At 67.2% G+C, this 16,125-nt stretch carries 12 protein-coding genes; 4 read left to right on the top strand and 8 right to left on the bottom strand.

Translation table 11 applies throughout. From position 1 onward, the window contains the following. Positions 1-19 precede the first annotated feature (19 nt). Positions 20-934 (bottom strand): LysR family transcriptional regulator, encoded by a 915-nt coding sequence (locus V9L21_RS21635; RefSeq protein WP_337314945.1) that lies wholly within the window; start codon positions 932-934, stop codon positions 20-22. A 157-nt stretch (positions 935-1,091) separates the two neighbouring features. Between V9L21_RS21635 and V9L21_RS21630 the strand changes: the two genes are divergently transcribed. Then, positions 1,092-2,075, top strand: coding sequence for a Bug family tripartite tricarboxylate transporter substrate binding protein (locus tag V9L21_RS21630; RefSeq protein ID WP_337314944.1), 984 nt, complete (start codon positions 1,092-1,094; stop codon positions 2,073-2,075). Next, a complete protein-coding gene (locus V9L21_RS21625) occupies positions 2,075-3,604 on the top strand; it encodes an amidase (RefSeq protein WP_337314943.1) in 1,530 nt (509 codons plus the stop codon). Before V9L21_RS21630 ends, V9L21_RS21625 begins: the two co-directional genes overlap by 1 nt. 71 nt (positions 3,605-3,675) lie before the next feature. Here V9L21_RS21625 and V9L21_RS21620 read toward each other — a convergent pair whose 3' ends face one another. Then, positions 3,676-4,422, bottom strand: a complete 747-nt coding sequence (locus V9L21_RS21620; RefSeq protein WP_337314942.1) for a carbonic anhydrase — start codon at positions 4,420-4,422, stop codon at positions 3,676-3,678. A gap of 320 nt (positions 4,423-4,742) precedes the next feature. Here V9L21_RS21620 and V9L21_RS21615 point away from each other — a divergent pair, with 320 nt between their 5' ends. Further along, positions 4,743-6,980 carry a copper-transporting P-type ATPase gene (locus V9L21_RS21615; protein ID WP_337314941.1) on the top strand — a complete coding sequence of 746 codons (2,238 nt, stop codon included), beginning with the start codon at positions 4,743-4,745 and terminating at the stop codon, positions 6,978-6,980. A 98-nt stretch (positions 6,981-7,078) separates the two neighbouring features. Then, positions 7,079-7,294 carry a hypothetical protein gene (locus V9L21_RS21610; RefSeq protein ID WP_309953693.1) on the top strand — a complete coding sequence of 72 codons (216 nt, stop codon included), beginning with the start codon at positions 7,079-7,081 and terminating at the stop codon, positions 7,292-7,294. Positions 7,295-7,307: 13 nt separating this feature from the next. Here V9L21_RS21610 and V9L21_RS21605 read toward each other — a convergent pair whose 3' ends face one another. The 6 genes from V9L21_RS21605 to V9L21_RS21580 all read right to left on the bottom strand — a co-directional run bounded on the left by V9L21_RS21605 (position 7,308) and on the right by V9L21_RS21580 (position 16,067). Next, a complete protein-coding gene (locus tag V9L21_RS21605) occupies positions 7,308-7,463 on the bottom strand; it encodes a DUF2474 domain-containing protein (protein WP_337314940.1) in 156 nt (51 codons plus the stop codon). Beyond that, entirely contained in the window at positions 7,450-8,457 is a 1,008-nt protein-coding gene (gene cydB / locus V9L21_RS21600) for a cytochrome d ubiquinol oxidase subunit II (RefSeq protein ID WP_337314939.1), read from the bottom strand. The genes V9L21_RS21605 and cydB overlap by 14 nt, the downstream gene beginning before the upstream one ends. After that, on the bottom strand, positions 8,447-9,913 hold the full coding sequence (locus tag V9L21_RS21595) for a cytochrome ubiquinol oxidase subunit I (protein WP_337314938.1): 1,467 nt from the start codon (positions 9,911-9,913) through the stop codon (positions 8,447-8,449). Before V9L21_RS21595 ends, cydB begins: the two co-directional genes overlap by 11 nt. Positions 9,914-10,213: 300 nt before the next feature. Continuing rightward, entirely contained in the window at positions 10,214-13,333 is a 3,120-nt protein-coding gene (locus V9L21_RS21590; RefSeq protein WP_337314937.1) for an efflux RND transporter permease subunit, read from the bottom strand. Beyond that, positions 13,330-14,835: an efflux RND transporter periplasmic adaptor subunit gene (locus tag V9L21_RS21585; RefSeq protein WP_337314936.1), complete on the bottom strand. Its 1,506-nt coding sequence runs from the start codon at positions 14,833-14,835 to the stop codon at positions 13,330-13,332. The genes V9L21_RS21590 and V9L21_RS21585 overlap by 4 nt, the downstream gene beginning before the upstream one ends. Further along, positions 14,832-16,067, bottom strand: a complete 1,236-nt coding sequence (locus V9L21_RS21580; protein ID WP_337314935.1) for a TolC family protein — start codon at positions 16,065-16,067, stop codon at positions 14,832-14,834. The genes V9L21_RS21585 and V9L21_RS21580 overlap by 4 nt, the downstream gene beginning before the upstream one ends. Positions 16,068-16,125 lie beyond the last annotated feature (58 nt).

Genomic DNA, 16,125 nt, shown 5'->3' with positions numbered 1-16,125 from the left:
GGAACCGGTTTCTTTGCGTTCAGGCGCTTGCCTTGATGGCATCGGTGAGGAATTGCACGAATGCCTTGCCCGCATCGGGCAGCGATCGGCCCGCCAGGGTCTCGACTTCGAGGTGGCGCTCGTTCATCTCGCGGTCCTTCAGCGCAATGGCAACCAGCGCCTTCGACTTCAGCTGCGTGCGGATCGACAACTCCCCATAGAACGCAATGCCGCCGCCGCCCGCGGCCGCAAAGCTCACGAGCGCGTTCGCATGGTTGCTCGACATGGCCTGCACGTACTGCAGCCCCTGCCTGCTGCAGCTGGTGTCGAGCAGTTGCCTGATCGAGCTGTCCTGCGGCGGCAGCCCCAGCGGATAGGCCACCACCTGGCGCAAGGACAACTGCCGCTGCCCCGCCAGCGGATGGTCGTTGGCCATCACGGCGAGGATGGGGCTGGGGTGGCGCAACTCGATCTTGATGCCGGGCTCGGGCACCGTGCTCAGGGTGATGCCGATGTCGGCCTCGCCATCGCGTATGCGCCCGGGTATGTCGTGCGGCGGGCACACCTCCAGGTGAAAGCGGATGCCCTCGTGCTTGCTGCGAAAGCGCGCAATCAGCGTCGGCAGGAAGTCGAAGGCAAAGCCTTCCGTGCTCACCACGCGCACCCGGCCGCTGCGCAGGCCGCGCAAGCCCTGGATGTCGCTGGCAACCCGCTCGATGTCCTGCTGCATCCGCTTGGCATGGGCGGCCAGTAATTCGCCGGCGGCATTGGGCACCATGCCGCGCGCGTGGCGGTCGAACAGCAGGGTGTCGAGTTCGCGCTCCAGGCGCGCAACCTGCCGGCTCACGGCCGACGGCGCCACGTTGAGCTTGAGCGCAGCCTCCTTCACCGAGCCGGTGCGCACGACCTCGAGGAAGTACCGCACGGCGGTCTCCTGCAGCGCATTGAGTGCCATGGAATTCTCCTGGTTCAGAGATGGGCAGACAGCGGTGTCGATTGCCGAAACGGCAATCCACAATTCTAAACATTGCGCTTGTGGCAGCGGGTTCCGGCTCCTAGGATGGAATTGCATTCGCCGCCCACCACCCCACCCCGTCCCCCAGGAGTTCTTCATGAAACGCCTCCCCGCATTGGCCAGCCTGCTGCTGATGTCCTGCCTCGGCCTCGCATCGCTGGCGGCCGCTGCCGCGGAAGCCGGGTTTCCGTCGCGCCCGGTCACGCTGGTGGTTCCTTTTCCGCCCGGCGGTGCCACCGACGTGAACGCCCGCGTGATTGCCGCGCGCCTGGCCAAGGAGCTCGGCCAATCGGTCGTCATCGAGAACCGCGCCGGGGCCGGAACCGTCATCGGGGCAAGCTACGTTTCCAAGGCGGCGCCCGACGGCTACACGCTGCTGGTCAGCTCGGGCACCACGTTCACGGTCAACCCCGCCATCCGCTCGAATCTTCCCTACGACCCGGTCAAGGGCTTCGACCAGATCGGCCTGATCGGGCGCGTCGGCCTCATCCTGCTTGCCAACAGCGAGGTGCCTGTAAAGACCGTGAAGCAGTTCGTGGACTACGTGAAAGCCTCGCCAGGAAAGTATTCGTATGCCTCGTACGGCACCGGCACCACGTCGCAATTCGCGGGAGAAACCATCCTCAACGCCGCCGGCCTGAAGATGACGCACGTGCCCTACAAGGGCAGCGCCCCGGCCATGACCGACCTGATGGGAGGCCAGGTTCCGTTCAGCATCGACACCGTGAGCGCCGCCATTCCCCAGCTCAAGAGCGGCAAGATCAAGGCGATTGCGGTGACCACCGCCAAGCGCTCCACCCTGTTGCCCGATGTGCCCACCATGGCCGAGAGCGGCTACCCCGACATCAACATGGACACGTGGCTGGTCGTATCTGCCCCCAAGGGCCTGCCCGCCGACGTGAAGGCCAAGCTCGAAAAGGCGCTTGCCGCCACCGTGGCCGACGCCGACACCCGCACCAAGCTGACCGCGCAGGGCCTGGAGCCGGCCTTCAGCAACGGCGCTGCCGTGAGCGAATTGATCAACAAGGAACTGCCGCTGATGCGCGCCGTCGCGGCCCGCGCCAATATCACCGCCGACTGATGGACACCCAATTGATCGAACAATCCGCCGTCGAACTGCGACGGCTCATCGGCAGCAAGGCGGTATCGCCGGTCGAGCTTATGGAAGCTTGCATTGCACAGATCGAGCGGGTGAACCCGTTCGTCAATGCCGTGACCGCCACCAGCTTCGACCGCGCGCGGTCCGAGGCCAGGGTTGCTGAAGCCGCCGTGATGCGCGGCGATGCGCTCGGCCTGCTGCATGGACTGCCGCTGGGCGTGAAAGACCTGGAGCCCACCGAAGGCCTGCTCACCACCTGGGGCTCCGCCATCTTCCGCGACCACGTGCCCGAGGAAGACATCGAGCTGGTGGCCCGCCTTCGAAGGGCCGGCGCCATCGTGGCCGGCAAGACCAACGTTCCGGAGATGGGCGCCGGCGCCAACTCGCGCAACGAGGTGTGGGGCGCCACCGGCAATCCGTTCAACCCCAACCTGAATGCCGGAGGCTCCTCCGGCGGCTCGGCGGCGGCTCTGGCGTGCGACATGCTGCCCGTGTGCACCGGCTCCGACACCGGCGGCTCGCTGCGCATTCCGGCCGCCAAGTGCGGCGTGGTGGGCTTCAGGCCTTCGCCCGGCATCGTGCCGAGCGTGCGAAAGCTGCTGGGCTGGACGCCGATTTCCGTCGTCGGGCCGATGGGCCGCACGGTGGCGGATGCCTGCCTGCAGATGGCCGCCTCCGCCGGCATGCACGCGGGCGACCCGTTGAGCTACCCGCTCGATCCGCTGTCTTTTCAGAAGCCGATGGACGTCGACCTGAGCAGGCTGCGCGTGGCGTGGACCGAGGACTTCGGCGTTTGCGCGGTGGACGACAACATTCGCGCCACCATGCGCCGGAAGATCGGCGCCATGCGGCACCTGTTCAAGTCTTGCGACGAAGTGACGCTCGACCTGGGCGAGGCGCACCGCTGCTTCGACGTGCTGCGCGCCGAAGCCTTCGTGGCCGGCATGCACGCGGCCTACCAGCGCGACCCTTCCAGCCTGGGACCCAACTCCCGCGCCAACTACGAGATGGGCGCGCAGATGAGCCTGCTCGACAGCGCCTGGGCGCAGGCCGAGCAGACGCGGCTCATCAAGCGCTTCCAGGCGACCTTTGCCGACTACGACCTGATCCTCTCGCCCACCACGCCGGTGTCGCCTTTCCCGTGGACGCAGTTGTATGCGGACACCATCAACGGCGAGAAGCAGGCCAACTACTACCGCTGGCTGGCGCTGACATACGTCGTCACGCTGACGACGCATCCCGCGCTTTCGCTGCCCTGCGGCCTCGATCACGCGGGCATGCCGTTCGGGCTGCAGATCGTGGGCGGCTTTCGCGCCGACCACCAGGTGCTGGGCGCCGCGCATGCCATGGAAATGGCATTCGCTGCCGATGCGGAACTGCGCCGTCCGCGTCCCGATCTTCCGGCTTTGCGCATGGCCGAACCTGCGCTCACATCGATCGTCACCGCACCGCCGGGCGCGCATGGGGGCGCCGCTACGGCTGCGGGCCACTCAGCGGTTTCCGCCGTCTGAGAAGACCTCGTCACAACTGAAAAAGCCCCCGGCTCTGCAAGGAACCGGGGGCTTTTTTTTTGGCTTGGCGTTCAGCGGCTGGCAGGGGCTGTGCGATTGGCCGTCAGCGACACCGACGGGAAACGGATCAGCGGACGCCCGTTGAGCTCCTGCAGCTTCCGGTTGTTGTGGGCATAGCGCGCGCGGAACTGCGCAATTTGCGCCGGAGACAGCGACACCGGCGCCTGCAGCACATACCACTCGACGTTTTCAGTCAGCGGCGGCGTGGTCAGCGAGCCCAGGTAGTGGTAGTAAGCCTTGTCCTTGGGCAGGAGAACGGAAATGTCGGCCTTGGACAGCTCGCCATGGCCTTCCTTCTCGAGCGCCGCCAGCACCTTGGCCGCCAGCGGATTGGCCTGGCCTTCGCGGTACATGACACCCACCACGGCCAGGCGGCCGTCCGCGGCGCGGAAGACGAAGTGCCCTTCGAGCGGGAAGTGCTTGCCGTCGACCGTGTGTTCGCTCTCGGCATGGAAGTGGAACTGCAGCAGCTTGAAATGCCGGCCGCGAATCATGGCGTCCGGGCCCTTCGCCTCGACCTCCACCGCATGGCCGTTGTCGACGACGTCGAGCGCCGCGCGGGCGTTGCTCAGGCGAATGTCTTGCGGCTCGAGCGCATCGCCGGCCTTGGCTTCGCCGGTGGGAATGTCGATCGGCGACTGGGCGCTGTCGTGAACCGCCTTCCAGTTTTCCTGATGGTCGTAGTCCAGCGCCTGGGCGTGGACCGTGGAAGCCGCGAGCAGCGCAACGCTCAGTAGACAGCGAGAAACTGGGGACATGGACAAGGATTCCAGAAGAAAAAAGTTTTAAGAGAGACGCAGCCGCTCCAGCGAAAGGCACGCAGAACAGGCTTGACCTTGCCACGATGTCAACCCTGAAACTGAACTCCGCTTGTTCAACAACCAAGGAGTTGCCATGCAAGAGTTCGCGATTCAGCCGATGACCTGCGGCCACTGCGCAAGCAGGCTATCCGCCGAAGCCGCCGGAGGCCGGCGCGATTGTCTGGACGCCTGCCTGACCGGAGGCTGACCCTCAAACCTCGCCTGCCTGCACCCCTCCGCGGCACAGGCGGCCCCATGGTTCCCGCTGGAGAATTCGAATGAACGACACGCGTTCCAACCCAGGACACGACCACCATCACCATCATCAGCACCATGATCACAGCGGCCACCCTGCGCCGGTGAATGCGGTCGAGCCCGGCGCGGCTGGCGGATCGCCCACGATCTACACCTGCCCCATGCATCCGGAAATACGGCAGGACCATCCAGGCAACTGCCCCAAGTGCGGCATGACGCTTGAGCCCGAAATGCCGAGCCTCGACGCGGACGAGAAGGAAGATCCCGAGCTGCGCGACTTCAAGCGGCGGTTTTTCTGGACGCTGCCGCTCACTGTCGCGGTCACCGTGCTGGCCATGGCGGGCCACAGGCTGCAGTGGTTCGAGATGGCCACGCAAAGCTGGATCGAATTGGTGCTTTCCGTGCCGATCGTGCTGTGGGCGGGATGGCCCTTCTTCGAGCGCGCGGTGCAGTCGGTTGCCAACCGCAGCCCGAACATGTGGACGCTCATCGGCCTGGGCACCGCTGCCGCCTTCGTCTACAGCGTGGTGGCCACCGTGGCGCCCCGCGCCTTTCCCGATTCGTTCATGTCGATGGGCCGCGTGGCGGTGTACTTCGAGGCTGCGGCGGTGATCATTTCACTCACCCTGCTGGGCCAGATTCTCGAACTCAAGGCGCGCTCGCAAACTTCCGCGGCCATCAAGTCGCTGCTGGGCCTTGCGCCCAAGACGGCTCGGCGCATCGGCGCCGACGGCACTGAAGAAGATGTTCCCATTGCGCATGTGCATGTCGGCGACAAGCTGCGCGTGCGGCCCGGAGAGAAGGTGCCGGTCGACGGCGTGGTGGTCGAAGGCGCAAGCGCGGTCGACGAGTCCATGCTCACGGGTGAGCCGCTGCCGGTGACCAAGCGCGTCGGCGACAAGCTCATCGGCGCCACGCTCAACACCAACGGAGCGCTGGTGATGCAGTCGGAAAAAGTCGGCTCGCAAACCGTGCTCGCAAGCATCGTGCAGATGGTGGCGCAGGCCCAGCGCTCCAGGGCGCCGATGCAGCGCATGGCCGACCAGGTGGCGGGCTACTTCGTCATGGTGGTCATCGGCATTGCGCTGCTGACCTTTCTTGCGTGGGGATTCTTCGGCCCGGCGCCAAGCTGGACCCACGGCCTCATCAACGCGGTGGCGGTGCTCATCATTGCCTGCCCTTGTGCGCTCGGCCTGGCCACGCCCATGTCGATCATGGTGGCCACCGGCAAGGCCGCCACGCAAGGCGTGCTGTTCCGCGACGCGGCGGCCATCGAGAACTTCCGCAAGGTCGACGCGCTCATCGTCGACAAGACCGGCACGCTGACCGAAGGCAAGCCGCGCTTCGAACGCGCGGCGGCCCTGCCGGGCTTCACGGAAGACGACGTGCTGCGCCTTGCCGCCAGTCTCGACCAGGGGAGCGAGCATCCGCTGGCACACGCCATCGTCGAGGCGGCCCGCGAGCGCGGCTTGGCGTTGGCCGCGGCAGACGAGTTCGAATCCAGCAGCGGCATCGGCGTGAGCGGCATCGTCGGCGGCCGCAAGCTGGCGCTTGGCAACACCGCACTGATGGACCAATTGCGCGTGCCGGTCGACGCACTCAAGCCGCAGGCCGAAGCCCTGCGCGCCGAAGGGGCCAGCGTCATGTTCCTTGCCGCCGACGGCCAGCCGATGGGTCTGCTCGCGGTGTCCGACCCCGTCAAGGCCACGACCATGGAGGCGCTGGCAGCGCTCAAGGCATCGGGCATGCGCGTGATCATGGCCACCGGAGACGGACTGACCACCGCGCGCGCCGTTGCAGCCAGGCTGGGCATCGACGAGGTGCACGGGGAAGTCAAGCCCGCCGACAAGCTGGCGCTGGTCGACAAACTGCAGCGCGAAGGCCGCATCGTCGCCATGGCCGGAGACGGCATCAACGATGCGCCCGCGCTCGCCAAGGCCGACGTGGGCGTGGCGATGGGCACCGGCACCGACGTTGCGATGAACAGCGCTCAGGTCACGCTGGTGAAGGGCGACCTGCGCGGCATTGCAGAGGCGCGCATCGTCTCTGAGAAGACCATTGCCAACATGAAGCAGAACCTGGGCTTCGCCTTCATCTACAACGCGCTGGGCGTGCCCCTGGCGGCCGGCGTGCTGTTTCCGTTCACCGGCTGGCTGCTGTCGCCGATGATCGCGGCGCTGGCGATGAGCCTGAGCTCGGCGTCGGTCATTAGCAATGCGCTGAGGCTTCGGGCGGCGAGCGACGGCAGGAAGTCCGCCTGAAGAGTTCAAATCGAAGGAGCATCCAAATCGGATGCAGGGCCCGCAGCATTCGAATTCGGCCTACAGACATTCGCCCCCGGTTTGTGCAAGTTGAAGCAATGACACAACCCATCGAACTCATCATCGAGGAGCCGGCCCTCGGCTCCTATGTCTGGCGCCTGCTTGAAACCGATACGGACGGAGCGAACCCCAAGGTGCTCCGCGACGCCTTCGATCCGGCGGACACCTACGAAGCCGCGCTGGCGGCGGGTCAGCGCGCATTGCAGAGCGAGATTCGCCGACGGGCCGCACCGGCCCACGCGCAGCACCACTAGCGTGTAGCAGGCCTCACGGCGCAGTGAGGCCTACCGCGCGCATCAGCCAGCGAAAAACCAGCGCCACCGCAAAGAGGGCGCCGACGCTGGCCAGCCAGATGGCGAGCAGCCATCCGAAACGGCGCAACCATTTGCTGCGGCCATCGGGGCCGGGGTCAGTGGTACCCATCGCCATGCCGCACCTTGCCGCGGAACACCCAGTAGCTCCATGCGGTGTACATCAGGATGACGGGAATGATCAGCAAGGCGCCGACCAGCGCAAAGCCCAGGCTCTGTGGCGGCCCTGCAGCCTGCCAGATGCTGATGTCCGGCGGAATGACGTTGGGCCACAGGCTGATGCCAAGCCCGGTGTAGCCCAGGAACAGCAGCACCAGCGTGAGCACGAAGGGCGACGCGTGCCGGTCGCCGCCCAGGTCGCGCAGCAGGCGCCATGTGACCAGGGCCACCAGCGTAGGCACCGGCGCAAACCACAGCAGATTGGGAAAGCTGAACCAGCGCCTGGCAATGGCCTCGTGCGCGAGCGGCGTCCAGATGCTGATGGCGATGATCACGGCCAGCATGAGCCAGGCCAGCGGCCTTGCCAGGCTGCGCATGCGCATCTGCAGGCGGCCTTCGGTCTTCATCACGAGCCACGTGGCGCCGAGCAGCGCATAGGCCGCCACCAGCGCCACGCCGGTGAAAAGCGAGAACGGCGAGATCCAGTCGAACGGCCCGCCGGCGTAGTTGCCATCGGCCACCGGCATGCCGTTGAGAAAGGCGCCGAGCGTCACACCCTGGAAGAAGGCCGCGGTGACAGACCCGCCGATGAAGGCATGGTCCCACCAGCGGCGCTTGCCCGCACGCGCCTTGAAGCGGAACTCGAAGGCAACGCCGCGGAACACCAGCCCCACGAGCATCAGGATCAGCGGCAAGTAGAACGCGCTGAGGATCACCGCATACGCCAACGGAAACGCCGCCAGCAGCCCGGCGCCGCCCAGCACCAGCCAAGTCTCGTTGCCGTCCCACACGGGTGCCACGGTGTTCATCAGCACATCGCGGTCTTCCTTGGCGGGCACGAACGGAAACAGGATGCCGATGCCCAGGTCGAAGCCGTCCATCACCACGTACATCATGATGCCGAACAGGATGATGACGGCCCAGATGAGGGGAAGATCAATGCCCATCGCGGTCGCCCTCCTTGGATCTTTCGGCACGGCTGCCGGCGTCATCGACCTGGTCGTCTTCGGGCGCGGCGGAGAGCGGGCGCATCGGCGTTCGCGTTTCACCCGGCCCGCCCCACGCGGGACGTTCGGCTTCGTCTCCCGCCGGCCCCTTGGCGATCAGGCGCAGCCCGTAGGCCGTGCCCGCGCCGAACACGACCAGGTACACGACGACGAACAGCGCCAGCGTGAAGCCCACTTGCGAAGTCGAATGCTGCGGCGACACCGCATCGGCCGTGCGCATGAGGCCATAGACGATCCACGGCTGGCGGCCGATCTCGGTGGTGTACCAGCCGGCCAGGATGGCCACCAGCCCCGCCGGAGACATTGCCACCGCAAAGCGCAGAAAGTTCTTCCGGGCGTAGAGGCGCCCTCCCCGGCGCAGCCACAAGCCCCAGAAGGCCAGCGCGATCATCAGCACGCCCAGGCCGACCATGGCGCGGAAGGTCCAGAACACGATGGTCGAGTTGGGCCTGTCTTCGGGCGCGAAATCTTTCAGCGCGGGGATCTGCCCGTCCCAGCTGTGGGCCAGCAGCAGGCTGCCGGCGCGCGGAATCTCCACCGCGTAGCGCGTGACTTCGGCCTTCATGTCGGGCCAGCCGAAGAGCTTCAGCGGAACGCCTTCGCCCTCGGGGGTGCGCTCCCAGTGGCCTTCGATGGCCGCGAGCTTGGCCGGCTGGTGCTCGAGCGTGTTCAGCCCGTGCTGGTCGCCGATGACCGCCTGCAGCGGCGCGGCGGCCAGCAGCATCCACAGCGCCATTGAAAGCATGGTGCGCACGCGCGTGTTGTCGCGGCCGCGCAGCAGGTGCCAGGCGGCCGCACCGCCGACCATCAACGCGGTGGCCAGGTAGGCGGCGGTGACGGTGTGCGCGAGCCGGTAGGGGAACGAGGGGTTGAAGATCACCATGAACCAGTCGACCGGCACCACGCGGCCATCGATGATCTCGTGGCCTTGCGGCGTTTGCATCCAGCTGTTGGACGCAAGAATCCAGGTGGCGGAGATCAGCGTTCCCACGGCCACCGCAATCGTCGAGACGAAGTGCAGCGCGGGGCCGACGCGTTCGCGCCCGAACAGCATCACACCGAGAAACCCTGCTTCAAGGAAGAACGCGGTCAGCACCTCGTAGGCCAGCAGCGGCCCGGTCACGCCGCCGGCAAAGCGGGAGAAGTTGCTCCAGTTGGTGCCGAACTGGTAGGCCATGACCAGGCCGGACACCACGCCCATGCCAAAGGCCACGGCAAACACCTTGATCCAGAACTGGTACAGGTCGAGGTACACCTTGCGGCCGGTGCGCAGCCACAAGCCTTCGAGCACGGCCAGGTAGCTTGCCAGCCCGATGGTGAGCGCCGGAAAGATGATGTGGAACGAAATCGTGAAGCCGAACTGGATTCGGGCGAGCAGCAGGGCGAGGGGTTCCATGTCGATGTCCATTCGACCGGGTTGCCACAGCGCTCGTGAGCCGAGTGCTGGGTGGAGCCGGTCAATCGTCTCTATTACACGGCCGTGCGGTGATTCAGGGAATTGGGCGTTTTGCCCTACCGTCGATGGACACCGGCATCCAGCGACAGGTATGCCGCGAGCGCTGGCATTTGAACGCAAATCCGCAATCAGCGCTACCCCGGACCCTCGGTTGCTGATACCGGACCCGAGCTTTGCCAGGTACCGCATCTACAGCAGCACGGTCGAGCAGCTTGGCACCGGCATGCGGTGGGCGGAAGGCTACCTGCTGCGCCGGCGCAGCAGGTACCAGGCCGCGGGCACCACCAGCATGCTCAGCAGCGGCGCGGTGACCATGCCGCCCACCATGGGCGCCGCGATGCGCGTCATCACCTCCGAGCCGGTGCCGCTGCCCCACAAGATGGGCAGTAGCCCGGCCATCACCACGGCAACCGTCATGGCCTTGGGCCGCACCCGCAGCACGGCGCCTTCGCGAATGGCCGCCAGCAGGGTCTCCTCGTTCATCGGTTCCCCGGCCGCGAGGCGGCGCGCAAGCGCGTTCTTCAGGTAGACCAGCATCACCACGCCAAATTCGGCCGCCACGCCCGCGAGCGCGATGAACCCCACCGCGGTGGCAACGGAAATCGAATGTCCCATGGCCCAGATGAGCCAGAAGCCACCGACGAGCGAGAACGGCACGGCCGCCATCACCAGGGCCGCGTCGCCGAACGACCTGAACAGCACATACAGCAGCACGAAGATGACGGCCAGCGTTGCGGGAACCACCAGCTTCAGGCGCTCGGTCGCACGCTCCAGGTATTCGAACTGGCCCGACCACGACACCGCATAGCCCGCCGGCATCTGCACGGCCCGGCCGACGGCGGCCTGCATTTCGGTAACGGCCGAGCGCAAGTCGCGGCCGCGCACGTCGACATAGACCCACCCCGACAGCCGTGCGTTCTCGCTGCGCAGCATCGGCGGGCCGTCTTCGACGGTGATCTTCGCGACATCGCCGAGCAGCAGCTGCGCGCCCCTGGCCGTCACGAATGGCAGTTGCCGCAGGCGTTCCAGCGAATCGCGGATCTCGCGCGGATAGCGCACGTTGATGGGGTAGCGCTCGCGGCCCTGGATGACCTCGCCCACGTTGTCGCCGCCGATGGCCGTGGACACCACCGCCTGCACGTCGGCCACCGAAAGTCCGTAGCGCGATGCGGCGAGCCGGTCGACGTCCACGTCGATGTAGCGCCCGCCGGTGAGCCGCTCGGCCAGTGCCGATGTCACTCCGGGCACGTTCTTGACCGCAGCCTCGATCTGCGTCGCGAGCGCATCGATGATGGCCAGGTCGGCCCCGGCCACCTTGATGCCGACGGGGCTCTTGATGCCCGTGGCCAGCATGTCGATGCGGTTGCGGATGGGCGGCACCCACACGTTGGTGAGGCCCGGCACCTTGACCGCGCGGTCCAGCTCTTCGATGAGCCTGTCGGGCGTCATGCCCGCGCGCCATTGCGCCCTGGGCTTGAACTGGATGGTGGTCTCGAACATCTCGAGCGGTGCCGGGTCGGTCGCCGTGTCTGCGCGGCCGGCCTTGCCGAACACGCGCTCGACTTCGGGCACGGCCTTGATCATCCGGTCGGTCTGCTGCAGCAGCTCGGAGGCCTTCGACACCGAAAGCCCGGGCAGCGCGGAAGGCATGTAGAGCAGGTCGCCCTCGTCCAGCGGCGGCATGAACTCGCCGCCGAGCCGCATCAGCGGCACCGCCGTGAGTGCCAGCAGCACCGCGGCAATGGCCAGTGTTCCCTTGGGAAAGCGCAGCACCAGCTCCAGCGCGGGCCGGTACGCCGCCATCAGCAGGCGGTTCACGGGATTGGCGCCTTCGTGCGGAATGCGCCCACGGATGAGATAGCCCATGAGCACCGGAATCAGCGTGACCGACAGGCCCGCCGCGGCCGCCATGGCGTAGGTCTTGGTAAAGGCCAACGGAGAGAACAGCCGCCCCTCTTGCGCCTCGAGCGAGAACACGGGCACGAAGGACAGCGTGATCACCAGCAGCGAGAAGAACAGCGCGGGCCCCACCTCGACCGATGCATCGGCCACCAGCCGCCACCGCTCGGCCACATCGGGTTGCCTGCCCTCGGCGGCTTCGAAAGCCTCGATGTGCTTGTGCACGTTTTCGACCATGACGATGGCGCCGTCCACCATGGCGCCGATGGCAATTGCGATGCCGCCCAGCGACATGATGTTGGCGTTGACCCCCTGCCAGTGCATGACGATGAACGCAGCCAGCACGCCGACGGGCAACGCCACCACCGCGACCAGCGCCGAGCGCAGGTGGAACAGGAACACCGCGCAGACCAGCGCCACCACGATGAACTCCTCGACGAGCTTGCCGCGCAGGTTCTCCACTGCGCGGTCGATCAGCAGCGAGCGGTCGTAGGTGGGCACGATCTCCACCCCCGGCGGCAGGCTTGGCTTGAGCGCCTCGAGCCTGGCCTTGACGGCCTCGATGGTCGAACGGGCGTTTTTGCCCGAGCGCATGACGACCACGCCGCCGGCCACTTCGCCTTCGCCGTCGAGCTCCGCGATGCCGCGGCGCATCTCGGGGCCGATCTGCACAGTGGCCACGTCGCGCAGCAGCACCGGTGTTGCGCCCGCCACCGCGAGCGGGATGCTCCGGAAATCGTCCAGCGAACGCAGGTAGCCGCGCGATCGCACCATGTACTCCGCCTCGGCAAACTCCACCACCGAGCCGCCCGAAGCCTGGTTGGCCTTCTGCAAGGCCTCCACGACCATCGATTGCGCGATGCCCAGCGCGCGCATGCGGTCGGGGTCGAGCACCACCTGGTATTGGCGCACCATGCCGCCGATGCTGGCCACCTCGGCCACGTCGGGCACCGTCTTGAGTTCGAACCTGAGGAACCAGTCGTTGAGCGCGCGCAGTTGCCCGATGTCGCGCGTGCCCGTGCGGTCGACCAGCGCGTATTCATAGATCCATCCCACGCCGGTGGCATCAGGGCCCAGCGAGGCGTTGGCGCCCGCGGGAAGCCGGCTTTGCACCTGGTTGAGATATTCCACGACGCGCGAGCGCGCCCAATACGGGTCGGTCTTGTCGTCGAACAGCACGTAGACGAACGAGTCGCCGAAGAACGAATAGCCGCGTACGGTCTTGGCGCCGGGCACGCTGAGCATGGTGGTGGTCAGCGGGTAGGTCACGAGGTCTTCGACCACCTGGGGCGCCTTGCCCGGAAAGGGCGTGCGGATGATGACCTGCGTGTCCGAAAGATCGGGCAAGGCATCGAGCGGCGTGCGCGCGACCGACCAAACGCCCGCAGCCACCAGGAACAGCGTCGCGATCAGCACCAGGAAACGGTTGCCGATGGAACAGCGGATGAGCGCGGCGATCATGGCTTGCGGGCCGGTTGCACGCGCTGCACCGAGACCAGCTCATAGCCCATGGGCCCGCCCTCCTTGAACTCGAAGCGCACGCTGTCGCCCGGCTTGATGTCGGCGAAGGCGCTCGGCGAGCCCTTGGAAAAGCCCATGGTCATCGAAGGCCACTGGAGTGCAGGAACGGGACCGTGCGAGATAGTGATGCCATCGGCCGCCACGCTCTCCACCCTGCCCTCTGCCTTGTGCAGCACCGCGGTCGGCGATGCAGCCTGCGATGCGGGTGCGGATGCAGGCGCCGCCATGTTGCCGAGCACCGAGCGCAGCCGCGCCTCCGAGTCGATCAGGAATTGGCCGCTCGCCACCACCTGCTCGCCCTCGGCAAGCCCCGAGACCACCTCGGTGTCGTCTCCCGAATCTGCGCCCAGCGACACATCGCGCGGCTCGAACGCGCCGTCGGCCCTGCGCACGATCACGACCGCGCGCTTGCCGGTGCGAATCACGGCTTCCGAAGGCACCACCAGCCGGCTGCTCGCGGGCCCCGCCACCTGCAGGCGCAGCAACATGCCGGGCGTGAGTTTTCCGCCCCTGTTGTCGACCTCGAAGCGGGCCTTCAAGGTGCGCGTGGCCGTGTTGATCTCGGGCAGGATTTCGTCGAGCGCGCCGTCGAACGATTGCGACGCGTCGGCTTGGAGCACGGCCCTGGCCTTCTGGCCGCGCGCGAGGCGCACCGCCTGCGCTTCCGGAATCTCGGCTACCGCCCACACCTTCTGCAGGCCCGCAATGCGGAACAGCGTCATGCCGGGCGTGACCGCAACGCCTTCGCGCACGCCCAGCTCGGCGACCACGCCGTCGACAGGCGCCGTGAGCACATAGCGCGCTTGCGCGGCGCCGACTTCCTCGCTGCGCCGGACGAGCTCGGCGGGGATCGACATGGCCCGCATGCGCTCGCGGGCCGCCGCGACGAGATCGGGCGAAGCGCCCGAGCGCCTGAGCGCGAGCCACTCGTTCTGCGGGCCCAGCCATTCGGGCGCGAAGATCGTCGCCAGGGCTTGGCCTTTGCGCACGCGCTCCATCGGCGCTCGAACCGACAGGCGCTCGACGTAGCCGGCCACGCGGGTCTGCACCGCGGCGTTGAGCCGCTCGTCGAATTGCACGGCTCCAATGGCATCGAACGACGAAGATGTTTCCACCCGCCGCACGCCGGCATACCGGATGCCGAGGTTCTGCTGCACGGCGGGGCTGATCTTCACGCCCCCTTCGTTCCCCGTGCCGGTTGCGCTGTCGGCATACATCGGCACCAGTTGCATGTCCATGAACGGCGACTTGCCGGGTTTGTCGAAACGCGGGCCCGGCACCATCGGGTCGTGCCAGTAGAGCACCGTTCGGCCCTCGGCTCCGGCGGCTGCGCCCATGGCAACGTCCGCATGGGGACCCGTCTTGCGGCCCAGGTAGAAGGCTCCGCCTGCGAGCAGCAAGGCGGCCAGCAGCAACACGCCGGCCGTGAGTTTTCGGTTCATGGTGCCACCTCGGCGTTGATCGGCCGGAAGGCCAGTTGAACTTGGGTCTTGGCGAGGTCGCGCTGCAGCACCAGCAGCTTGCGCTGCGCCTCGACTTCGGCATGCCGCGCCTGGAACAAGGCGGCCAAATCGCCCTGGTTGGACCGGTAGGCCGCCGTTGCGGCCGCGGCCCTTTGGCCGGCGGGAACGACCACGCCAGTGCGATAGCGGTCGATGCGCTGCTGCAGGCGCTGTGCATCGCCGATCAGCGATTTGTATTCGGCGGTGGCGGCGCGCATCGCTTCGGCCAGTTCTGCCTCGGCCTTGCCGGCCAGCGCCAGCTTGGCGGCGGTGTCGCGGTCCTGCCGGTCGCCAGGCGCCACCGGCAGCGGAATGCTCACACCCACCGACACCATGTCTGAATATCCGGTGCGCTGGCCGTAGGCAAGCTCCCAGGTCCAGTTGGGCTTGCGATTGGATGCGGTCACCGCCGCGGCTTGCGCGGCCACGTCCACGTCGCGCTGCATGGCGGCGACGGCCGGATGCGCGGCAACGTAGGCCTCTTCCGAAGGGAGCGCAACGATGGCCGGCGGCGGCGCCAGTTCATCGGGCTGCACGCCGGTCCAGCGCTGCAGCGCGACGCGCGCGGTGTTCTGCTGCTGCCGGATCTCCGCGGCGTCGTCTTCCGAGACGCCTTTGGCGCTCGCCAACGCGAGCACATCCTGGCTGCTGCCGGCGGCCGAAGACAGGCGCGCGCGCGAGGCCTCCAGTTCTTCATGGGCGTGTCGCTCCATGAGCGTGGCCAGCTTCAGCACCTCGCCGGCGTAGAAGGCTTCGACGTAGGCGAGCGCGGTCCGCAGACGGGTCTCGGCCAACGCCGCCTGCGCCTGCACCGTTTCGCGGCCGACCGACGCATCCGCGGCCGCCTGGCGCGCCGCGCGCTTGTCGGCGGACAGCCACTCCTGGCTGATGCCGATGCGCTTCATCGTCATCGGTTCACGCGCGGTGTGAAAGCGGTCCGGCCCGGTCGCGGGCAGGTTGTCGATGCCGACGCGCAGCGTGGGATCGGGAAGCTGCGCCGCCGCATGCGAGGCTTCCTTGGCGCTCGACAAACCGGCGCGTGCGGCGCGCGTGGTTTCGGACCGCTGGGCCGCAAGCTGGAGCGCGTTCTCGAGGGACAAGGGGGCGGCCGCAGCAAGGTACGGCAGCAGCGCTACGGCCGACAAGGCTGCGCGCAAGGAAAGAGGGGCCATGGCAACTCCGCGGACGAACGAGGCAATGGCCGGCAAGCGGACGAGCCGCGCCGGCACC

It is taken from the genome of Variovorax sp. CCNWLW235 (assembly GCF_037204085.1).
Taxonomy (GTDB): Bacteria; Pseudomonadota; Gammaproteobacteria; order Burkholderiales; family Burkholderiaceae_C; genus Variovorax.
Note: the sequence above shows the minus strand (reverse complement) of the source record. Positions and strands in the feature narration are given on the sequence as shown.